Origin of the sequence: Mycobacterium marinum (genome assembly GCF_003391395.1) — a bacterium.
In the GTDB taxonomy this organism is placed as follows: domain Bacteria; phylum Actinomycetota; class Actinomycetes; order Mycobacteriales; family Mycobacteriaceae; genus Mycobacterium; species Mycobacterium marinum.
The window spans coordinates 5,495,906-5,516,605 of the sequence record NZ_CP024190.1 but is presented as its reverse complement, the minus strand read 5'-3'; the positions used below and the strand labels follow the sequence as shown (position 1 = coordinate 5,516,605).

21 protein-coding genes are annotated in these 20,700 nt (G+C 65.4%); 10 read left to right on the top strand and 11 right to left on the bottom strand.

The annotated features are described in order from the left end of the window. Positions 1 to 55: 55 nt before the first annotated feature. Genes CCUG20998_RS23145 through CCUG20998_RS23135 form a run of 3 tightly spaced genes read right to left on the bottom strand, consistent with a single transcriptional unit; the run spans position 56 to position 1,822 of the window. Positions 56 to 325 (bottom strand): MoaD/ThiS family protein, encoded by a 270-nt coding sequence (locus tag CCUG20998_RS23145; RefSeq protein WP_012396204.1) that lies wholly within the window; start codon positions 323 to 325, stop codon positions 56 to 58. Positions 326 to 338: 13 nt separating this feature from the next. After that, a complete protein-coding gene (moaA, locus tag CCUG20998_RS23140; protein WP_020729582.1) occupies positions 339 to 1,421 on the bottom strand; it encodes a GTP 3',8-cyclase MoaA in 1,083 nt (360 codons plus the stop codon). Beyond that, positions 1,418 to 1,822 (bottom strand): YccF domain-containing protein, encoded by a 405-nt coding sequence (locus CCUG20998_RS23135; RefSeq protein WP_011738640.1) that lies wholly within the window; start codon positions 1,820 to 1,822, stop codon positions 1,418 to 1,420. Before CCUG20998_RS23135 ends, moaA begins: the two co-directional genes overlap by 4 nt. Before the next feature lie 163 nt (positions 1,823 to 1,985). Here CCUG20998_RS23135 and CCUG20998_RS23130 point away from each other — a divergent pair, with 163 nt between their 5' ends. The 3 genes from CCUG20998_RS23130 to CCUG20998_RS23120 all read left to right on the top strand — a co-directional run bounded on the left by CCUG20998_RS23130 (position 1,986) and on the right by CCUG20998_RS23120 (position 5,546). Further along, the gene (locus CCUG20998_RS23130) at positions 1,986 to 2,390 is read left to right on the top strand and encodes a cold-shock protein (protein ID WP_012396202.1); all 405 of its coding nucleotides are present in this window, start codon (positions 1,986 to 1,988) and stop codon (positions 2,388 to 2,390) included. A 186-nt stretch (positions 2,391 to 2,576) separates the two neighbouring features. Then, positions 2,577 to 4,529 (top strand): acyl-CoA dehydrogenase family protein, encoded by a 1,953-nt coding sequence (locus CCUG20998_RS23125; RefSeq protein ID WP_020729584.1) that lies wholly within the window; start codon positions 2,577 to 2,579, stop codon positions 4,527 to 4,529. Positions 4,530 to 4,541: 12 nt separating this feature from the next. Then, positions 4,542 to 5,546: a glutathione S-transferase family protein gene (locus CCUG20998_RS23120; RefSeq protein WP_020729585.1), complete on the top strand. Its 1,005-nt coding sequence runs from the start codon at positions 4,542 to 4,544 to the stop codon at positions 5,544 to 5,546. On the opposite strand, the gene CCUG20998_RS23115 is transcribed toward CCUG20998_RS23120, so the two are convergent. The 3 genes from CCUG20998_RS23115 to CCUG20998_RS23105 form a co-directional block, all read right to left on the bottom strand. Continuing rightward, positions 5,543 to 6,397, bottom strand: a complete 855-nt coding sequence (locus CCUG20998_RS23115) for a hypothetical protein (RefSeq protein ID WP_020729586.1) — start codon at positions 6,395 to 6,397, stop codon at positions 5,543 to 5,545. The two genes, CCUG20998_RS23120 and CCUG20998_RS23115, sit on opposite strands and share 4 nt — an antisense overlap. A gap of 108 nt (positions 6,398 to 6,505) precedes the next feature. Next, positions 6,506 to 6,982 carry a DUF2771 domain-containing protein gene (locus CCUG20998_RS23110; RefSeq protein ID WP_020729587.1) on the bottom strand — a complete coding sequence of 159 codons (477 nt, stop codon included), beginning with the start codon at positions 6,980 to 6,982 and terminating at the stop codon, positions 6,506 to 6,508. Positions 6,983 to 6,990: 8 nt separating this feature from the next. After that, entirely contained in the window at positions 6,991 to 8,667 is a 1,677-nt protein-coding gene (locus tag CCUG20998_RS23105; RefSeq protein ID WP_036456432.1) for an MFS transporter, read from the bottom strand. A gap of 137 nt (positions 8,668 to 8,804) precedes the next feature. On the opposite strand from CCUG20998_RS23105, the gene CCUG20998_RS23100 reads away from it, so the two are divergent. Continuing rightward, positions 8,805 to 9,608 (top strand): DUF3027 domain-containing protein, encoded by an 804-nt coding sequence (locus CCUG20998_RS23100; RefSeq protein ID WP_012396196.1) that lies wholly within the window; start codon positions 8,805 to 8,807, stop codon positions 9,606 to 9,608. Here the strand turns inward: CCUG20998_RS23100 and CCUG20998_RS23095 are convergent. Both CCUG20998_RS23095 and CCUG20998_RS23090 read right to left on the bottom strand, forming a co-directional pair. Continuing rightward, entirely contained in the window at positions 9,605 to 10,060 is a 456-nt protein-coding gene (locus tag CCUG20998_RS23095; RefSeq protein WP_020729591.1) for an SRPBCC family protein, read from the bottom strand. The genes CCUG20998_RS23100 and CCUG20998_RS23095 overlap by 4 nt on opposite strands. 20 nt (positions 10,061 to 10,080) lie before the next feature. Further along, positions 10,081 to 10,368 carry a DUF2530 domain-containing protein gene (locus tag CCUG20998_RS23090; RefSeq protein WP_020729592.1) on the bottom strand — a complete coding sequence of 96 codons (288 nt, stop codon included), beginning with the start codon at positions 10,366 to 10,368 and terminating at the stop codon, positions 10,081 to 10,083. 258 nt (positions 10,369 to 10,626) lie between these two features. On the opposite strand from CCUG20998_RS23090, the gene CCUG20998_RS23085 reads away from it, so the two are divergent. Genes CCUG20998_RS23085 through CCUG20998_RS23075 form a run of 3 tightly spaced genes read left to right on the top strand, consistent with a single transcriptional unit; the run spans position 10,627 to position 12,178 of the window. Next, positions 10,627 to 11,058: an Rv0880 family HTH-type transcriptional regulator gene (locus tag CCUG20998_RS23085; protein ID WP_036450529.1), complete on the top strand. Its 432-nt coding sequence runs from the start codon at positions 10,627 to 10,629 to the stop codon at positions 11,056 to 11,058. Then, positions 11,055 to 11,894 carry a TrmH family RNA methyltransferase gene (locus CCUG20998_RS23080; RefSeq protein WP_020729593.1) on the top strand — a complete coding sequence of 280 codons (840 nt, stop codon included), beginning with the start codon at positions 11,055 to 11,057 and terminating at the stop codon, positions 11,892 to 11,894. Before CCUG20998_RS23085 ends, CCUG20998_RS23080 begins: the two co-directional genes overlap by 4 nt. After that, positions 11,891 to 12,178 carry a DUF2537 domain-containing protein gene (locus tag CCUG20998_RS23075; RefSeq protein WP_020726531.1) on the top strand — a complete coding sequence of 96 codons (288 nt, stop codon included), beginning with the start codon at positions 11,891 to 11,893 and terminating at the stop codon, positions 12,176 to 12,178. The genes CCUG20998_RS23080 and CCUG20998_RS23075 overlap by 4 nt, the downstream gene beginning before the upstream one ends. Here the strand turns inward: CCUG20998_RS23075 and sepH are convergent. Together sepH and serC are read right to left on the bottom strand one after the other, a co-directional pair. After that, a complete protein-coding gene (sepH, locus tag CCUG20998_RS23070; RefSeq protein ID WP_020729594.1) occupies positions 12,175 to 12,966 on the bottom strand; it encodes a septation protein SepH in 792 nt (263 codons plus the stop codon). The two genes, CCUG20998_RS23075 and sepH, sit on opposite strands and share 4 nt — an antisense overlap. A gap of 121 nt (positions 12,967 to 13,087) precedes the next feature. Then, a complete protein-coding gene (serC, locus tag CCUG20998_RS23065) occupies positions 13,088 to 14,218 on the bottom strand; it encodes a phosphoserine transaminase (protein WP_020729595.1) in 1,131 nt (376 codons plus the stop codon). A gap of 205 nt (positions 14,219 to 14,423) precedes the next feature. Here serC and CCUG20998_RS23060 point away from each other — a divergent pair, with 205 nt between their 5' ends. Both CCUG20998_RS23060 and CCUG20998_RS23055 read left to right on the top strand, forming a co-directional pair. Next, positions 14,424 to 15,449 carry an AurF N-oxygenase family protein gene (locus CCUG20998_RS23060; RefSeq protein ID WP_012396188.1) on the top strand — a complete coding sequence of 342 codons (1,026 nt, stop codon included), beginning with the start codon at positions 14,424 to 14,426 and terminating at the stop codon, positions 15,447 to 15,449. Between the two features lie 18 nt (positions 15,450 to 15,467). Further along, a complete protein-coding gene (locus CCUG20998_RS23055; protein ID WP_036456049.1) occupies positions 15,468 to 17,153 on the top strand; it encodes an FAD-dependent oxidoreductase in 1,686 nt (561 codons plus the stop codon). Between the two features lie 75 nt (positions 17,154 to 17,228). On the opposite strand, the gene CCUG20998_RS23050 is transcribed toward CCUG20998_RS23055, so the two are convergent. Continuing rightward, positions 17,229 to 17,687 carry a VOC family protein gene (locus tag CCUG20998_RS23050; protein WP_012396186.1) on the bottom strand — a complete coding sequence of 153 codons (459 nt, stop codon included), beginning with the start codon at positions 17,685 to 17,687 and terminating at the stop codon, positions 17,229 to 17,231. Between the two features lie 1,424 nt (positions 17,688 to 19,111). Here CCUG20998_RS23050 and CCUG20998_RS23045 point away from each other — a divergent pair. Beyond that, positions 19,112 to 20,662 (top strand): Ig-like domain-containing protein, encoded by a 1,551-nt coding sequence (locus CCUG20998_RS23045; RefSeq protein WP_020729599.1) that lies wholly within the window; start codon positions 19,112 to 19,114, stop codon positions 20,660 to 20,662. Positions 20,663 to 20,700: the final 38 nt, after the last annotated feature.

Genomic DNA, 20,700 nt, shown 5'->3' with positions numbered 1-20,700 from the left:
CATCACCTCGTGTCCCGGTCGTTATCGTTCCGTTACGTGAGGCAATTCACAGGGCTTAGCCGCCGGCGAATGGCGGGAGTACATCAACCGTGTCGCCGGTGGATAACGCGGTGGCGTCATTTCGGACAGCAATTCCGTCCCTGAGGTAAGAGCATCGGCCCAACACCGTCGCCAGCCGCGTGCTCCGGCCGGCCAGCGTGTCGACCAACTCGGCAACGGTGGCGTCAGGCCGCAACCCGACCGTTTCGCACTCGATCCCCGCCGCCGCCCGTGCGGCCGCGAAGTAACGAACGGTGACCTCGATCCCGGCGGGCTGATCGGGCACGGGCGCCTTCGGGCTAGCCACCGATCGCGCTCATGGGGCGCTGGGGCTGGACGAAATCCGGGTTGTTGATCCCGTGGCCGGCCGGTTTGGCCCACATCGCGCTGCGCCACGCCGCTTCGATCGCCTCGTCGCCGGCACCGGCGCGCAGCAACCCGCGAAGGTCGGTTTCCTCGGTGGAGAACAGGCAGCTGCGGACCTGACCGTCGGCGGTCAGCCGGGTGCGGTCACACGTCGAGCAGAACGCGTGCGAAACCGAGGCGATGACCCCGAACTTACCGGCGGGCGTGTCAGGACCGGCGTCGACCAGCCAGAGCTCGGCAGGAGCCGAGCCGCGTGGCGCTGGATCAGGCCGAAGCCGGAAATGGGGTTGCAGCGCCGCCAACACATCGTCGGAGCCCAGCAGCGCGTTGCGCCGCCACTGATGTCCGGCGTCGAGTGGCATCTGCTCGATGACCCGCAGCTGGTAGCCCTGCTCCAAACAGAATCTCAGCAACTCGACGACGTCTTGGCGGCCCGTCTCGGGGTCCAGCACGGCGTTGACCTTGACCGGAGTCAAACCGGCAGCCCTGGCGCCGGCCAGGCCGTCCAGCACATCGGTCAACCGGTCCCGGCGGGTGACGGCCGCGAAGTGGGCGCGGTCCACGGTGTCCAGCGACACGTTGACCCGGTCCAAACCCGCCTCCGCCAATGCCGCTGCCCGCTTCGCCAGACCCACACCATTGGTCGTCAACGAGATTTCCGGGCGGGGCCGCAGTTGGGCCGCCGCCGCGACCACCTCTTCGAGATGCCGGGCCAACAGCGGCTCGCCGCCGGTGAACCGCACGCTGGTGATCCCGAGCCGGGTAACCGCGATGCGGAGCAGCCTGGCCAGCTCCGCCGGTCCAAGCAGCTGCTCGCCGGGCAGCCAGTTCAGGCCTTCCGCGGGCATGCAGTAACCGCAGCGCAGATTGCAGCGGTCGGTTAGTGACACCCGCAAGTCGGTGGCGGACCGGCCAAAGCGATCCAGCAGCGGACCATCGCCCGGTGCGTCGGATGCGATCGCCGAGCCTTCCGACCGGCCACGCACCGTCGGGACGCCCAGCGCGGTCACCGTCATCGGGCCACCCGCTCGTATCGGGTCGGCCAGTCGGCGGAAACAATCTCCTTGCCCAGCGGAACCAGTGACACCGGGATCAGCTTGAGGTTGGCCAGCGCCAGCGGGATCCCGATGATCGTTATCGCCATCGCCACCGCGCTGACCAGGTGCCCGATGGCCAGCCAAAGCCCGAACAGCAGGATCCAGATGACGTTGCCGATCAGGGCGCCGGTTCCAGCGCTGGGCTTTTCGACGATCGTTCTGCCGAACGGCCACAATGCGTAGGACGCGATCCGCAACGCCGCGAAGCCGAACGGGATGGTCACGATGAGCAGAAAGCAGATCAGCGCCGCGACCAGGTAACCCAGGGCCAGCCAAAGGCCGCCGAACACCAGCCAGATAACGTTCAGTATTAGGCGCATATCTCCTCCAGCAGTGGTGCCAGCCTACCGAGTGCCGGATAAACAGGGATGCTTGGCGGGCCAGCATCCGAGTAGGATCTGTGATCGTCCTCGCGTCCTGCACATGCGGGACGCATCTTTTTGTTGTAAACCCAGTGATCCGTCAGACAAGCAGGTGAGAGCAGTGCCGACCGGCAAGGTGAAGTGGTACGACTCCGACAAGGGGTTCGGCTTCCTGTCGCAGGAGGAGGGCGAGGACGTCTACGTTCGTTCCTCTGCGTTGCCGGCAGGCGTCGAGGGGCTTAAAGCGGGGCAGCGGGTGGAATTCGGTATCGCGTCCGGGCGGCGCGGACCGCAGGCGTTGAGCCTTAAATTGCTCGACCCGCCACCGAGCCTCACCCGCACCCGCCGCGAGGCCGTTGAGCACAAGCACAGCCCCGACGAGCTACACGGCATGGTCGAGGACATGATCACGCTGCTGGAGAGCACCGTGCAGCCAGAGCTGCGCAAGGGGCGCTACCCGGACCGCAAGACCGCCCGGCGGGTCTCCGAGGTGGTCAAGGCCGTGGCGCGGGAGCTCGACGCTTAACCGTTGGCGCAATACGTCCGCTCGGGCATCGAATCGGGTTGACGTCAGGGCTTTTTCAAAGTGGCTGGCCCGCTGGCCGCGTTCGTCATCGTCGGGCACTTCCACTTGCCGTTGTGCGCCGTAGTATTGCCTGTGTACGGCACCAGGTTTTTCCTATCGCGGTGAAGTCGTAGCGCGGAGGCAACGATGGCACAGCAGGCGCAGGTCACCGAGGAGCAAGCGCGAGCTCTTGCCGAGGAATCCCGTGAAAGTGGCTGGAATAAGCCATCTTTCGCGAAGGAGCTATTCCTCGGGCGCTTTCCCCTGGAGCTGATAAATCCCTTCCCCCGGCCGTCGGACGCCGAGGAGGCGCGCACCGCGACGTTTCTGTGCCGGCTGCAGGAGTTTCTCGGCACCATCGACGGCAGCGTCATCGAGCGAGACGCTCAGATTCCCGATGAATACGTCAAGGGCCTGGCCGAACTGGGTTGCTTCGGCATGAAAATTCCGTCCGAGTATGGCGGATTGAGCATGTCGCAGGTTGCCTACAACCGCGCGCTGATGCTGGCATCGACGGTCCACACCAGCCTGGGCGCGCTGCTGTCGGCGCACCAATCGATCGGTGTGCCTGAGCCACTGAAACTCGCCGGAAGCCCCGAGCAGAAGAAGAAATTCTTGCCGCGGTGCGCCGCCGGTGCCATCTCGGCCTTCCTGCTCACCGAGCCCGACGTCGGATCCGATCCGGCCCGGCTGGCCTCGACGGCCACACCGATCGACGACGGTCAGGCCTACGAACTCGAGGGGGTCAAACTGTGGACCACCAACGGTGTGGTTGCCGAATTGCTGGTGGTGATGGCCCGGGTGCCCAAGAGTGAGGGGCACCGGGGTGGAATCAGCGCATTCGTGGTCGAGGCCGATTCACCCGGAATCACCGTCGAACGGCGCAACAAGTTCATGGGACTGCGCGGCATCGAGAACGGCGTAACCAGGCTGCACCGCGTGCGGGTGCCCAAGGAGAATCTGATCGGTCGGGAGGGGGACGGTCTGCGGATCGCGCTGACCACCCTCAACGCCGGGCGGCTGGCGATACCCGCGATGGTGACGGGGGCGGCCAAATGGTCGCTGAAAATTGCGCGTGAGTGGTCCGGCGAGCGAGTGCAATGGGGCAAGCCGCTGGGCAAGCACGAGGCGGTCGCCGGCAAGATCTCGTTCATCGCCGCCACCACGTACGCGCTTGAGGCGGTGGTGGAGATATCGGGTCAGATGGCTGATGAGGGCCGCAACGATATCCGCATCGAGGCGGCGCTGGCCAAGCTGTGGTCCAGTGAGATAGCGTGCCAGGTCGCCGATGAGCTGTTGCAGATCCGGGGCGGGCGTGGCTATGAGACCGCCGAGTCACTGGCAGCGCGGGGTGAGCGTGCGGCACCGGTGGAGCAGTCGTTGCGTGATGTTCGGATCAACCGGATCTTCGAGGGATCCAGCGAGATCATGCGGTTGCTCATTGCCCGCGAAGCGGTAGACGCGCACCTGACCGCCGCTGGGGATCTGGCCAAACCCAACACCGATCTTCGGAAGAAGGCGGCAGCCGCGGTTGGCGCCAGCGGGTTCTATGCAAAATGGTTGCCGCAGCTGGTATTTGGTGAGGGACAGCGGCCCAAGGCGTATCACGAGTTCGGCCCGCTGGCCGCTCATCTGCGATTCATCGAACGCTCGACTCGCAAGCTGGCCCGAAACACCTTCTACGGGATGGCCCGCTGGCAGGCCAAGCTGGAACAAAAGCAGGGCTTTCTCGGTCGCATCGTCGACATCGGTGCGGAATTGTTCGCCATGTCCGCGGTATGCGTGCGGGCCGAAGCCCAACGGGTCGCTGATCCGATCGTCGGACGGCAGGCCTACGAGCTGGCGGAGGCATTCTGCGGACAGGCGACTCTGCGGGTGGAAGCGCTGTTCCACGGGTTGTGGACCAACACCGATGTCGGCGATGTCCGCCTGACCAACGACGTGTTGGAGGGTCGGTATGCCTGGCTGGAGGACGGAATCATCGATCCTTCCGAGGGCACCGGACCCTGGATTGCGCATTGGGAGCCCGGGCCGTCCACGCAGCCGAATGTGGCTCGGCGCTTCCTGCCTGACTCGACGTCAGCCGAGGCGAAGCTGTAAGGCTGTCCACCCATGGGCTCATATGTTGCCGGCGCCGGTGAATTCAGCCGCGACACCAACTACATCACCACCCGCATCACCGCCGACGGGCGCGACGGTTATGCGGTGCAGCCCGGTCGCTATCGCCTCATCGTTGCCCGGGCTTGTCCGTGGGCCAACCGCGCCATCATCGTGCGCCGTCTGCTGGGTTTGGAACCCGTTCTTTCCATAGGCTTTTGCGGACCCACCCATGACGCGCGCAGCTGGACCTTCGACCTTGATCCCGAAGGTCTGGACCCGGTGTTGCAGATCCCGCGACTACAGGACGCCTACTTCAAGCGCTTCCCGGAGTACCCCAAGGGCATCACCGTTCCGGCGATCGTCGATGTACCGACCGGCGCGGTGGTCACCAACGACTTCGCGCAGATGACCTTGGACTTGTCCACGCAGTGGGCCGCCTACCATCGCGACGGCGCCCCGCAGCTGTACCCGTCACGGTTGCGACTCGAGATCGACGAGGTGAGTCAGCGGATCTACACCGAAGTGAACAACGGCGTGTACCGCTGTGGCTTTGCCGGCTCACAGCAGGCGTACGAGGCCGCTTTCGATCGGCTGTTCGGCGCATTGGACTGGTTGAGCGATCGTCTGGCGAGTCGACGCTATCTGGTGGGGGACACCATCACCGAGGCCGACGTGCGGCTGTTCACCACGCTGGCCCGTTTCGATGCGGTGTACCACGGTCATTTCAAGTGCAATTGGTACAAGCTCAGCGAGATGCCCGCGTTGTGGGCGTACGCTCGTGATCTGTTCCAGACCCCGGGATTCGGCGATACCGTGGACTTTGTCCAAATCAAGCAGCACTACTACATCGTGCACGCCGACATCAACCCCACCGGGATTGTTCCCAAAGGCCCCGATCTGGCTGGCTGGCTGGCGCCGCACGGACGGGAAGCTCTGGGCGGCAGGCCCTTCGGTGATGGCACGCCGCCCGGGCCGCCGGTCGCAGGGGAGCGGGTCCCGGCCGGTCACGGAGCCTAGGTTCTGCGCACGAGCGCGTGTCGAACCTGCGCCACGACGATGTCAGGCCGGTTTTTCAGTGTCTGCGCGTTGACTCGAACAATCGTCCACCCGCGCGCTTCGAGTTCGGCCGATCGATCGACAGCGTCGCTGCTCGCCGCGTTATTCCACTGACCTGCGCTGTCAAATTCGACGCCGACTTTGCATTCCGGCCAGCCCATGCCGATCCGGGCCGCCACCGCGCCCCAATCGTCGAGTACCTTGATCTCGGTTTGGGGCGCTGGCAGGCCAGATCGAATGACTAGCAAGCGAATTCGCGTCTCATAGGGCGAATCGGCGCCGGCGTCGACCAGTGGTAGTGCCTGACGTAGCTGGATCAACCCACGAGCACCGCGATGTCGCTCGGCGAGCATCTCGACGTCGGCCACCTTCAGCTCGGTGGCACGCGTCAGTGCATCGAGCCGAATCACCGCTGTGGTCAGTCCTTTTCGCCTTCCGAGGTCGAATGCCGTGCGCGCCGGAGTGGTCAGGGCGATGCCGTCGCGCACGCATACCTCGTCCTCATCGAGGCAGGCGCAGTGGGAAATGATGCCGCGCGCCTTGTCCCGGCCCCGTCGGTTGAGTTCGGCCGGTAGCCAATCGTCGATCCATCCCGTGCGGTGCAACGCCGCGGCGGACAGGCCCACCGCCGTTGCGGACCGCCCCGACCACAACCACGCGGCGATGGCCCGCGTCACCGCCGTCAGCTTCTTCCCGCGGGGGATGTACACGTTGCGGTGAACCATCTCGAAGTGGGTCCGCAACCGGTGTGGTGTGACGGCTCCGGCGGCTAGTGCTTCAGTGCCCCGGAACGGCCAGTCCAAAATCTCCATGCCGACACGGTGCCTGGCCGTACCGACACGTCCGAGCGAATGTCGAGTTGTTGGGGGATCCCGCGAAGATCTGCCGACGGCGCGACGCCCGGTGAGCCGATGAGGTGGCTAGAAGACCACGCGCACCGACCATTCCGCGTGCGGTGCCTCCCGCAGTTCACCGGAGGGATCGACCACCAACGTCAGCAACTGCACGACCACCCCGGTGAGCCGCCCGCGTTGCGGGTCGACGGTGGGGATGGTGACAGCCAACCGACTGTTCGGCCGGAAGATGACGGCGGTGGTATTGGTCGGGTCGTCGTAGAGCTGCAGCAGCCGCCACGGTGCCCGGGAAATGGCCTGCGGGACCGACAGCTGGACCGGATAGCGTTCGGTCACCGGCAGTTCGCCCTGAGTCTGCGGCGTCTGGCACTCGTCGAGCCTGAGCACGTCGCAGTACATGTATGGACCTACCCGGGTCAGGTGCCCGTGCGAGTACAGGCTGATCTCGGGCCGTTGTGGACCGGAATTGCGTGCCAGTAGCCAGGCGCCGACGCCCGCGCTCGCCGACAACCCCAGCACCACGACTGCGATCAGCGCAGTCATCCAGCGTTTCACTGCGGTCCCACTCCCGCCGTTGCGGTCCCCCGGCGCGTGGTCTCCTGCTCGGCCATGACGGGACGGTTGCCCCCGAGGCCGGGTATCAGCGAGTCGCCCCGAAAGCTGACAATTGTTTGTGCCAGACCCAGGATCAGCAGCGCGCTGACCGTGGTGAAGCCGATCCACAGGTCGGTGTAGATCAGCACGCCGACCGCCCCGCCCAGGACCCATGCCAGCTGCAGGGTCGACTCCGAGCGGCCAAAGCCCGATGCCCGCGATTCCTCCGGGAGGTCGTGTTGCAACGACGCATCCAGTGAGGCCTTGGCGATCGCACTCGAGCCCGACGTGACCAAGGTGGCGATGGCGGCAGTCACGAGATTGCCGGCCACCGCGGCCGCCAGCGCGAAAGCGGTGACCACCACGGTGCAGCGCACAACCAGCACCGCCGGCCTACCCAGCTGTAGGCGAGCGCTGGCGAAGTTTCCGGCGAAATTGCCGATTGCGGCCGCCGCGCCGATCAAGCCCAGCATCCCCAGCTGAACCCACCCGTTGGCATCGTGGGCCTTGGCGACAAACGCCGGGTACAAGAACAGGAAGCCGACCATCACCTTGATGGTGCAGTTACCCCACAGCGAGGTAATGATGTTGCGGCCCAAGGGTTGCCGCAATGCTCCGCTGAGATTCTTGACTTCTTCGGGCCAGCTTCGGCGTTGCCTGCCACGGTCGCGGTGGTAGCTCAGTGTCGCGGGCACCTCGCCCGCGGTCACCTCGACCCAGCGCGGAATGCGCATGGACAGCAGCGCACCGGCCACGGTGACCGCGACAACGACGAACAGCGCTCCCGGCAACTCGAACAGGCGGGTGCAGGCGAACTCGACCCCCGCCGCGACGGCACCGCCGACCATGGTCCCGCCGAGCAGGCCGAATACCGTCAGGCGGGAGTTGACTCGCACCAAGTCGATGGACGGCGGCATCACCCGGGGCGTCATGGCACTGCGCAGCACGCTGAAGGACTTCGACAACACCATCATGGCCAGTGCGCAGGGATAGAGCACCCAGGACGGGAAGCTTCCGCTGGCCCCGTCGTAGTTCATGATCAGCACCAAGGCCAACACCGTGCGAAGTCCGAACGAGAGCGCCAACGCGACGCGCCGGCCGTGCTGCAGTTTGTCCAGCGCGGGACCGATCAACGGGGCGACCACGGCGAACGGAGCAATCGTGATCAGCAGGTAGAGGGCCACCTTGGATTTGCTCTCGCCGCTGGCCGCCGCGAAGAACAAGGTGTTGGCCAGTGCCACAGCCATCGAGGAGTCGACCGCGAAGTTAGCCATCGTCGGCCACGTCAGCGCGGTCAACCCCGACTTGTCGGCGCCGTCGGCGGTCGCGGCGCGCTGGACCATCCAGTACATCCGCGAACCCATCTCCCGGCTGCGCATTGCCGCGGCGCGGGTGACGGTGATCCGTTCACCGCTGCTGAGACCGCGCGGGGGTGGTGGGGGCGCCTCGTTCCCCTCCGCGTCGTCTTCGGATTCCGGCTCCCGGTCCAGCGGCGGGAGGTAGCGGTTGGCGCTTGGCATGGGCGGTGGACGGCGCGTGCGACGGTTGCCGGGGCCGTCGGTGGGGTAGTTCGCCATCCCCGGGTGCTCACTGACCGATCCGTTTCGGGTCCGGCGGCCCGGGGACGCGGCCATTCGGCCCTGGTGATCACGCCGCCATCCAGACACAAATCAATTCTGTCCTATCTCGCCGCCCCGTGTAGGCAACCGGGTGTGGCTCGCCCCCCGTGTCTTCCGGCAGTATGGAGTCGCTTGCAGAAAGGAAAGGGAATGTGACCGGACCCTTTGAGGACTCGACGGAATCCTCCGCGACGGCCGTGGCCGAGTGGCCCGAAGAGCTGGCGCCGACGCTCACGGGTGCGGTTGCGCTTGCCAGGGAGGCTGTCGAGGAGTTCAGCGGCCCCGAGGCTGTCGGAGATTACCTGGGCGTCAGCTACGAAGATCCCAATGCCGCCACCCACCGATTCCTGGCGCATCTGCCCGGCTACCAGGGCTGGCAGTGGGCCGCAGTGGTGGCCAGCTACGTCGGTGCCGATCGGGTCACCGTCAGTGAGGTGGTGCTGGTCCCGGGCCCAACCGCGCTGCTGGCGCCGGCCTGGGTGCCGTGGGAGCAGCGGGTACGGCCGGGGGATCTAAGCCCGGGAGACCTGCTGGCGCCGGCGAAGGACGATCCACGGCTGGTGCCGGGTTACGCCGCCAGCGGTGACGCTCAGGTCGATGAGACCGCGGCAGAGGTCGGGCTCGGCCGGCGCTGGGTGATGAGCGGTTGGGGCCGTGCCGAGGCGGCCCAACGATGGCATGACGGAGACTGCGGCCCCGATTCGCCGATGGCGCGATCGACCAAGCGAGTGTGTCGAGACTGTGGGTTCTTCCTACCGCTGGCCGGATCGCTGGGTGCGATGTTCGGGGTATGCGGTAACGAACTGGCGGCCGACGGACGCGTTGTCGACAAGCAGTACGGTTGCGGCGCGCACTCGGATACCCCCGCTCCGGCGGGCACCGGCTCACCGATGTACGAGCCGTATGACGACGGAGTGCTCGATGTGGTGGAGAAGCCGGCCGAGTCGTCGGACTAGCCTGCTTCGGCGGCAGCCTTGATCCTGGCCAGCGAGGTGTTCATGCCTTCGACCAGCTCACGTTCAAAGTTCGTGTTGCCGCCGAGCAGGGCATTCACCGACATGCTCGAGAATGCGCTGACGCCGTTTTCGGCGTGACGGCTCTCGGTCAGCCGGGTTCCCGCGCCGTGCGGCTCCAGCTCATAGCTCCAGATCGTGCGGTTGGTATCGACCCGGAATGCCAGCTTCTGCTCGGGGATGACGTCCACGATTCGGGAGCTGGTGGGCCAGAACAGGCGGTTGCGGCGGTTGAAGTTCAGGGTGCGGGTGCCCTGGCGCAACGGGCCGAATTGGTGCATCCAGCGGCACTGCGGGCTCCACTCGGGCATTCGTCGCAGATCGGATATCAACGCCCAGACCTTCGAGGGTGGCGCGTCGATATCAATGTGCGTTTGCAACAGCGGAGATGCCATGGGTCCTCCCGGGTAGGCAATTACCGATCGATTTGCTGCTGGTCGAGGTAGGTCTCGAGTCCGGCCTGAGCGCCGCGCGCACCGCGGCGGGCAGCGGCAAGCTGCCAGACGAAAAGGCAGGTACCGAACAATCCCACCCCCAGTCCGGCCACCGTCACTGGACGCCAGCCCTGCAGGCTGGGTACCAGGAACGCCGCCATGGCCGCGCCCAACCAGGCGAGCGCTCCGACCAAGATGACCGGCCACACCTCGAGCAGGACCGCCGGTAGCGGAGGCGGTTCGGGGCTTTGGTCGGGCTCGATACTCATCGTGTCTCCAAGATAGCCAAGTCGTCATCCGGGCGGCCGTGCGGATGCAGGTGGGTTTGCCGTCGCGCCGACGGCGGGGTCGTTCTCGTGTCCGCGAGCGACCCATCGGCCCAGGCCGCCCCGGGCGCGGCCAGGCTTCGGTAAGCGGTGTGCCAATGCGGGCGCGGGCGGTCGTGCCGAATCCTGGCCGTCGGACACGGCGGGCATGGGTTTGCCGTTCTGAACCCGCGCCATTGCGTTCCGATGTAACCTCGCGCTGTGCCTGACAGCGATGGGCGGCTGGCTAGCGACTTGTCGTTGGCAGTTATGCGGTTGGCCCGCCAACTTCGATTTCGGAACCCCTCGTCGCCGGTGTCGTTGTCTCAGTTGTCGGCATTGACCACGTTGGCCAATGAGGGCGCGATGACACCCGGCGCGTTGGCGATCCGCGAGCGGGTCCGCCCACCGTCGATGACTCGGGTGATCGCTTCGCTGGCCGACATGGGTCTGGTGGATCGCACGCCGCACCCCGTTGACGGCCGCCAGGTGCTGGTCTCGGTGTCCGAAGCGGGTGCGGAGCTGGTCAAAGCGGCGCGGCGGGCCCGCCAGGAATGGCTGGCCGAGCGCTTGGCGACGCTGGACGGCGACAAGCGCGAGATTCTGCGCAACGCCGCCGACATCATGATGGCGCTGGTCGACGAAAGCCCGTGACCGCGCACAGCCATGTTCGCGACGTCGATGTGCGAGATGTCAGCGATCCCGACGACCCGTGCCTCGATGATTTCCGCGACCTCAACAGCATCGACCGCCGGCCCGACCTGCCGTCGGGCAAAGGGTTGGTGATCGCCGAGGGTGTGTTGGTCGTCCAGCGCATGCTGGCGTCGCGGTTTTCGCCGCGCGCGTTGCTTGGGACCGATCGCAGATTGCTCGAGCTGAAAGACGATCTGGCCGGCGTTGGGGCACCTTACTACCGGGTCTCCCCGGACGTCATGGCGCAGGTGGTCGGGTTTCACCTCAATCGTGGCGTGTTAGCCGCCGCGAGCCGGGTGGTCGAGCCCAGCGTTGGGCAAGTCGTGGATGGCGCCCGCACCATCGCTGTTCTCGAAGGTGTCAATGACCACGAGAATCTGGGCTCGATCTTTCGCAACGCGGCCGGCCTGGGCGTGGACGCGGTGATTTTCGGCAGCGGCTGCGCGGATCCGCTGTACCGCCGCGCGGTGCGCGTGTCCATGGGGCACGCGTTGCTGGTGCCCTACGCGCGCGCAACCGATTGGCCCGCGGAGCTTGTCGCACTGAAAGAACGCGGATTTCGGCTCTTGGCGCTGACACCCAAGGGCGACGCTCGTGCGCTGCCCGAGGCGATGGACGCCGTGGGCGATCAACCGGTTGCCTTGCTGGTGGGCGCGGAGGGACCGGGACTGACGGCGGCTGCGCTGCGGATCAGCGACCTGCGGGTGCGCATCCCAATGTCGCGGGGCACCGACTCGCTCAACGTGGCGACGGCGGCCGCTTTGGCCTTCTATGAGCGGGCTAGGCTCGGCCAGTGACTGACGAACGCGGTGAATCTGTCCCCTGGGCTGCGGGTTTGGCGGTGGCCGCCTTTGTCGCAGCGGTGGTAGGGGTTGGCGATGCGGTGCTCAGCATCGGGCTCATTCGCGTGCATCCGCTGCTGGCGGTCGGTCTCAACATCGTGGCGGTCGGCGGGCTGGCACCGTCGCTCTGGGGCTGGCGGAACACCCCGGTGCTGCGCTGGTTTGTGCTGGGAGCGGGGGTGGGTGTGGCCGTGGCGTGGTTGGCGCTGATCGGCCTCGCCGGATTGGGCAGCCGCTAGCGCTGGCCGCTCGAACGCACCCCGAGCAGCACGTCCTCCCAGGCCGGGATGGCCGGCTTGCCACGGCGGCTGCTGGCGGGTTGTTCGGCCGGAGCGGGCGGGGTCTGCTTCGCCGGTTTGGCGGGCTTTGCCTGCTTGGCCGGCTTTGCGGGTTCGTCGAAGGCCAGGTGCGAGACCGGCGCCAGGGGCCGTAGCGGTGCCTTGTACTCCGGGTCGATTAGTTCGCTGGCCGCGTCGTCGATCGCGGTGACCGTGCCGCCGTGGGCTCCCGGGGCGAAACGGAAATGCGCGAGGTTGTCCGAGCGGCCGGCCTTCCAGGCAAGCTGTACCGTCCAGCGGCCGTCTTCGTTGCGCCAGGCGTCCCAGTCGAGCCGTTCGGGGTTGAGGCCACGGGTCACCAGCGCTGCGGTGATGGTTTCAAGCAGCGTCAGAACCGCGGGGCCGTCGGCGAGCATGGGGTGCGCGGCCGTCGCCAGTTCGGCGGCGCGCGAGCGTTCCAGCAACACCGGGTGGGCAAAGCGTTGGATGCGCGCGATGTCTGAGCCTGACGCGGTGGCGACCTGTTCGACAGATGCCCCGGCGCGGATGCGAGCCTGAATTTCCTTGGGACTGAGCATGTTGGTGACTTCTATGTCGAGTTGTGGTTGCTCGGGCGGTATCGGTTGGCGCTTCAACGCGGCCCGCAGCCGGTCATCGGCGGGCAGCTTGTATTTCTCGGTTGAGTCGACACCCTCGCAGAGAATGTATTTGCCGTCGGCGTCGAGCCCAACCACTCTCAGTTCCCGCATGGCTTCTCCTCGCAGGCTCCGTGCAGGTCGGCACCGGACCTGTTACGTTGCGAACTTTACGGCAGCGAAAGGCTGCCGCCGCGCTGACACGCTGGACGGTTGCCGGTTGATAACGGCGAGGTTAAAGACGCTCGACAACCCAGTCGATGCACTGGGTGAGTGCGCTGATGTCGTCGGGTTCCACCGCGGGGAACATCGCGACCCGCAGCTGGTTGCGGCCCAGCTTGCGGTACGGCTCGGTGTCGACGATGCCGTTTGCCCGCAGGGTCTTGGCTACGGCGGCGGCGTCCACGTCGTCAACGAAGTCGATCGTGCCCACCACCTGTGAGCGCAGGGCGGGATCGCTGACGAACGGGGTGGTGTAGGGACGTTCCTGCGCCCACGAGTACAACCGCTGCGACGAGTCGGCGGTGCGCTTGACGGCCCAGTCCAGCCCGCCATTGCCGAGCAGCCAGTCGAGCTGTTCGGCCAGCAGCACCAGGGTGGCGATCGCCGGAGTGTTGTAGGTCTGGTTCTTCAGGCTGTTCTCGATCGCTATCGGCAGCGACAAGCAGTCGGGGACCCACCGGCCGGACGCGGCGATGGCCTCGACGCGCGCCAGCGCGGCCGGGCTCATGATGGCCAGCCAGAGGCCGCCGTCGCTGGCGAAGTTCTTCTGTGGCGCGAAGTAGTAGGCGTCGACCTCGGTGATGTCCACCGGCAGGCCGCCGGCGCCCGAGGTGGCGTCGATGACAACCAACGCTTCGCCTGAGCCGGCCGGACGATGCACCGGCACCGCCACACCGGTCGATGTCTCGTTGTGGGCCCAGGCAACGACATCCACGGAGGGGTCGGCCTGCGGTTCGGGTGCGCTGCCCGGGTCGGCCTTGATGATGATCGGGTCGCCGATGAACGGGTTCTTGGCGACGGCCGAGGCGAACTTCGAGCTGAACTCGCCGTAGGTCAGGTGCAACGACCGTTTGTCGATCAAGCCGAAGGCCGCGGCGTCCCAGAACGCCGTCGCGCCGCCGTTGCCCAGAATGACCTCGTAGCCGTCGGGCAACGAAAAGAGGTCGGTCAGCCCCGACCGCACCTGGCCGACCAGATTCTTGATCGGTGCCTGACGGTGGGAGGTGCCGAACAGCTCGGCTGCGGTGCTGGTCAGGGCCTGCAATTGGGCGGGCCGGACCTTGGACGGGCCGCATCCGAAGCGCCCGTCGCTGGGCTTGAGGTTGGCGGGAATGTCGAGGGAAGTCGCGAGCTGGTCAGCCATGGTAATCAGGGTAATGAGAGGTGGCGCGGTGGTGACCAAGCGGGCCGAAAAATGCCTGGCAGCGCGATCCGATGTGAGCGAGCCCACAGTTGGCCGCCCATTGGGGTGTGGGTCACTGAGTCGTCCGGGGTCTAGATAATTCCCGGTACCAGCGGTACCGTGTTCATCACACGTCCGAATGTAAACCTCATCGAGGAGGGCTGTAATGGCCAGGACGCGAATGGTTCGGCGGTGGCGCCGCAATATGGAAGTGCGCGACGACGCCGAGTACGTGGAAATGCTCGCCACACTGTCCGAGGGGTCTGTGCGGCGGAATTTCAACCCGTACACCGATATCGATTGGGAGTCACCGGAGTTCGCTGTCACTGACAACGATCCCCGGTGGATCCTCCCGGCAACGGACCCGTTGGGGCGCCATCCCTGGTACCAGGCTCAATCCGAAGAACGCAAGATCAAGATCGGGATGTGGCGGCAGGCCAACGTGGCCAAGGTTGGGCTGCATTTTGAGTCCATCCTGGTCAGGGGCCTGATGAACTACACCTTCTGGATGCCCAACGGATCACCGGAGTATCGGTACTGCCTGCACGAATCGGTCGAAGAGTGCAACCACACCATGATGTTCCAGGAGATGGTCAACCGTGTCGGCGCCGACGTGCCCGGGATGCCCCGGCGGTTGCGTTGGATTTCGCCGTTGGTTCCATTGGTGGCCGGCCCCCTGCCGGTGGCGTTCTTCATTGGTGTGCTCGCCGGCGAGGAGCCCATCGACCACACCCAAAAGAACGTGTTGCGCGAAGGTAAGTTGCTCCATCCGGTCATGGAACGGGTGATGGCCATCCATGTCGCCGAGGAAGCCCGGCACATCTCGTTCGCGCACGAATTCCTCCGCAAACGCTTGCCGAAGCTCACCAAGCGGCAGCGGTTCTGGATCTCGCTGTACTTGCCGCTGACGATGCGGTCGCTGGCCAATGCGATCCTGGTGCCGCCGAAGGAGTTCTGGGCGGAGTTCGACATCCCGCGTGAGGTCAAAAAGGAGCTGTTCTTCAGATCGCCAGAGTCGCGAAAGTGGTTGCGCGACATGTTCGCCGACGTGCGGATGCTGGCCCACGACACCGGTCTGATGCAGACTCGCTCGGCGCGGTTGATGTGGCGTATCTGCAAGATCGATGGGGAGCCGTCTCGGTATCGCAGCGAGCCGCAGCGCCAGCACTTGGCCGCTTCGCCCGCCGCATAGGCCGTTACGAGCTGTTCTATGCCGCACGTTATTACCCAGTCGTGCTGCAACGACGGGTCCTGTGTGTTCGCCTGCCCGGTCAATTGCATCCACCCGACACCTGACGAGCCCGGCTTCGCGACGTCGGAAATGCTCTATATCGATCCGGTGGCCTGCGTGGACTGTGGTGCATGTGTGAGCGCGTGCCCGGTGGGTGCGATTGCACCCGACTCGCGGCTGGACTCCAAGCAACTGCCGTTCGTGGAAATCAATGCGTCGTACTATCCGCAGCGTCAGGGCGGCGAGAAGCTACCGCCAACGTCAAAGCTGGCACCGGTGATCCCTGCTGCCCAGGTTCGGCCGCGCAGCCAGCCCCTCACCGTCGCCATCGTCGGGTCCGGGCCCGCGGCGATGTATGCCGCCGACGAGTTGCTGGTTCAGCATGGCGTGCGCGTCAACGTCTTTGAGAAGCTGCCCACGCCCTACGGCTTGGTGCGCGCCGGTGTGGCGCCGGATCATCAGAACACCAAACGGGTCACCCGATTGTTCGACGGGGTGGCACGCCATCGCCGGTTTCGGTTCTACCTCAACGTGGAGATCGGCAGGCAGCTGAGTCACGCGGATTTGTTGGCCCACCATCACGCTGTGGTGTATGCGGTCGGCGCGCCCGATGATCGTCGTCTGCACATCGATGGGATGGGCTTGCCGGGCACCGGTACCGCGACCGAGTTGGTCGCATGGATAAACGGGCATCCAGACTTCACTGACCTACCTGTCGACCTGAGCCATGAGCGCGCGGTGATCATCGGCAACGGAAATGTCGCCCTCGACGTGGCACGCATGCTCACCGCGAATCCGGACGACCTGGCTCGCACCGATATCGCTGATCCGGCGCTGCGCGCACTGCGCAACTCGGCGGTTCGCGAGGTGGTGATCGCCGCCCGCCGCGGACCCGCCCACTCGGCGTTCACTCTGCCCGAGCTGATCGGGCTCACGGGTTGCGCCGAGGTGGTTCTCGACGCGGCCGATCGTCAGCGGGTCCTTGACGATTTGGCAACCGTCTCCGACCAACTGACCAAGCGCAAGCTGGAGATCTTGGCAACGCTGGGGGAGGGCTCGGCGGCATCGGGCCCGCGCATCCGGCTGGCATACCAACTCACCCCCCGATCGGTGCGTGGTGAGCAGCGAGCCAGCGGCGTGGAGTTTTCGGTGACCGGTACCGACGAAATGCGCACCCTCGATGCGGGGCTGGTGCTGACGTCGATCGGGTATCGCGGCACGAAGATTGGCGATCTGCCGTTTGACGACAATGCGGCGGTTGTCCCCAATGACGGTGGCCGAGTCGTGGACCCGGTTCGCGGCGCCCCGGTGCCAGGTGTCTATGTCGCGGGCTGGATCAAGCGCGGGCCCTCCGGGTTCATCGGTACCAACAAGTCCTGCTCGCTGCAGACGGTTGCGGCGCTGGTCGCCGACTTCAACGCGGGCAAGCTGGGCGATCCGGTGTGCAAACCGGCCGCGTTGGCCAAGCTGGTGCATACCCGCGAACCCGACGTCATCGACTCCGCGGGATGGTTTGCCATCGACGCGGCCGAGATTGCACGCGGTAACGCCGAGGGGCGTCCGCGCAACAAGTTCACCGATGTGGCCGACATGCTGGGTGCCGCCGCCTCGGGGGCACCGGTGCGCCCGTCTCGTGGCTTGCTCGCGGCGATCCTCGGCAGGTAAGCGAGTCGTCAGGCCGCGCCGTTGCGCAGGCGCCGCGGTACGGCGACGCCTGCGCAACGTCAGGGTTGATCTGCGTTAGTTGCTCGCCTGTGCGGACATGGCCGCTTGGATCTCCTCCATGCTGACCTCGCGTACCGGCTGGCCCAGCGACCAGTGGTGGCCAAAAGGATCGGCGACAACTCCGTAGCGGTCTCCCCAGAATTGGTCGTCCAACGGCGCCACAACCGTGGCTCCGGCATCCAGTGCCCGCTGGAACTTCGCGTCCACATCGGTGACGGTCAGATGGATAGTGACCGGTGTTCCGCCCAGGGATACCGGTGTCATCGACTTGCCCCCGCACATCTCGGGAAAGTCGTCGTTGAGCATCACGGTAGAGCCGTTGATCCGAAGCGCGGCGTGGACCAGCCTGCCGTCCGGACCGGGCACGCGGCCCAACTCCTCGGCCCCGAAGGCCTTGACGTAGAAGTCGATGGCGGCCGCGGCGTCGTGAACGACGAGGTGGGGGGACAGGGCGGGTTCGACGTTGATTGCCATGAAAGTCTCCTTGCTGTTGGTTTCCCGAATGGGCTCACCGGTACTGACCCAAGCCGCGACACAAACTCATCGCGGCGTTCGTCATTTAACCGCGGGGCACCGACAAGCCCCGGTGGCCTGTGGCCGGACGGGCGCTGGTCGCCTGTGCGGGACTCTTGGATCAGGCGCAGATCAGGCGCAGATGAGGCGCGGATGAGGCGACGGGCGGTGGCCGTCGCTCGGTGCGGTTCGCCTCGGTTCCCGACCGCCCCTGGTTCGCCCCCCCGGTTGCTGGCTGCGGCCGGCTCCCGGCCGCGGGCCGATGTTGCGATGCGTCCACCGTGACTGTCTGACCGTGATGGGCGAGTGATCGTCAAGTGACCTGGTGGACGCCAAAGCGCTAGACACGGCGCCGTTGACTACGATTTCATTTCTGCGAGAGCACTTTTCGGCATCGGCGCGAATACGATTGGATCGCGACACGGGTACTATTACGTCACGAAACACGCTGATTTTGACGGGATTTGCGAGGGAATTGCGCTCCTTTAGCACTTCCTGGCGATATGTCAACCCTTGGTGGCCGAACATCCACGATCGCGTACTGGCGTCGCTTTGGTGTTCGGGCTCCGGCGTCGGACGCGAATGCCGGACGAGAGGGTGAAAGCTACTGGCGCGCAGGTTCGTCATGTACGAAATATGTTGGTATATAGGTCGACCCGAAAATTCGCCGAAGTCGGAAGCCTGGGCGAAACGAGGATGCTGATGGCATCGCTCACCGATTGTTTCATTCGAAAGGCATTGGGCGGCAGCGGATAAACCTTGAAATGCACTGACTCGGGATGGCTGCGTATAGGTGATAAGTGCTGTCTCGCAATGCCTATGGCCATTTTTATCGCGTTTCTTGTGTGCTATCCGGCTGGCAAGATCAGTTCACTCACGACAGAACGTCGCTGCAACGGTCGCCACTGGCAGTGCCTTCTTGCTGCCTTTTTATACCCCTCGGCGGATCATCGGGATGGTCAGGGTATGGGCTCGGTGATCTGGATGAATTTAATTGGAATTCACGGTGTTTGAGCATTCGGTCGAGCCAGGGCGGGCGTTAATGATGCGCCGGGGGAGGCGGTCCTGCATGTCCGGACGCGGGCTACTCGGGCGGGCTCGACCGCGGCTTCCGGCTCCAAAGATCGGTATTGACAATAGCTCTGGTGGGGCGGCAGACTTCGCTGCACGTTACGGACCTCCCGGTTGCACACCTCGAACATCCTGGTGAGCAGCGCGACACCTCAATACCGCCACTTGTCAGTCGATGCCGTCGGACGGGCCGTTGGCTTTGCTGGGCCTGGCTCGCATCGAGCTTGCCCGGCAAGCCACCGCGAGCTTGCGCATCGACCGGCAAAGCGTCATCCGACGAAGCCACTTTCCCGGTGGAGGCACAAGGAGAATTTATGGGTTACGCCAGCCATGCGGTCCGGGTCGGGGCGCTGGTGTTCGTTCTGGTGGTGGGTGCTGCGGCGGCAACCGATCAGGCGATCGGCCATGCCGCACCAACTGATTCGGACGCCTCCAGTGGTGAATCGTGGGCCGACGTCCCCGCGCCGCCGGGCGGCGAGAACACCGCAGCGTCTCTGCTGCCGGGGGCGGCACAGCCGGGTGCGGTGCCCGGTGCGGCGCAGCCGGGAGCGGTACTGCCCGGTACGGCTCTGCCGGGTGCGGCATCGCCAGGGATGGGTACGCCACAGCTTGATCCCAGCAACATCCCCGATGACTTGCTCAACGCCGTGATCAATTTCCTGGCCTCAATCCGCAATGGAGTGGTGCCGATCCTCGAAAACCGCACGCCGGTGGCCACGCCCCAACAACTCAAGATCGACGTCAACGGCTCGACGGGCCTGGTTCCGTTTTCGGCCTACGACCCGGATGGCAACAGGATGACCTTCAAGGTCAATCCCCGCGGCACCCCTGGTGGGCCTCAGCACGGCATGGTGAACATCGACGAGAGCAGGGCCGCCTTCGTCTACACCCCCGAGCCGAATTTCGTTGGCATCGACACGTTCACCGTTGCGGTCAGCGATGACACCAGCCTGCACGTGCACGGGCTAGCCGGATACTTGGGCCCGTTTCACGGCCACGACGACGTCGCCACCGTGACGATCTTCGTTGGCAACATCCCGACCGACACGATCAGCGGCGACTTCAGCATGTTGACGTACAACATCGCCGGGCTGCCGTTCCCGCTCTCCAGCGCGATGCTGCCGCGCTTTCTCTACACCAAGGAGATCGGGAAGCGGCTCAACAACTTCTCGGTGTCCAACGTCCAGGAGGATTTCAGCTACCACGAATTCCTGATCAAGAAGTCCAGGATGCCCAGCCAGACACCGCCCAGCCCGCCCACCTTGCTGTGGCCGATCGGTGTGCCCTTCTCCGACGGGCTCAATAGCCTCGCCGTGTTCAAGGTGAAAAGGCTCGACCGGCAGACGTGGTTTCAATGCGATGCCGACAACTGCCTCACCCCGAAGGGTTTTAGCTACTCGCAGCTACAACTGCCGGGCGGAAACACCATGGACCTCTACAACCTGCATGCCAACACCGGTGGTGGGGTGCTTACCAACGCCAACCTCAGGCAGCTTGCCAACTACATCCTGCAGAACTCCGCGGGCCGCGCGGTGATCGTCACCGGCGACTTCAACGCGCTGTACTCCGAGGACCAAGCCGGCCTGCTCGACTTCGCCGGTTCCACCGGGCTCACCGACGCCTGGGTGGAGGTCGAGCACGGCCCCACCACGCCGCCGTTCGCGCCGGACTGCATGGTCGGCAACGAATGCGAATTGCTCGACAAGATCTTCTATCGCAGTGGCACGGGAGTGACGCTGCAGGCCACCGCCTACAGCAATGAGGCGCCCAACTTCAACAATTCCAACGGGCAACCGTTGTCGGACCACAGTCCTCCGGCGGTCGCCTTCCACTACGAGACCACCAACGTCTCTTACCCGAACTAGTTTGTAGCGCTTGGTATTTGGTGCTCGATTCGACCTGT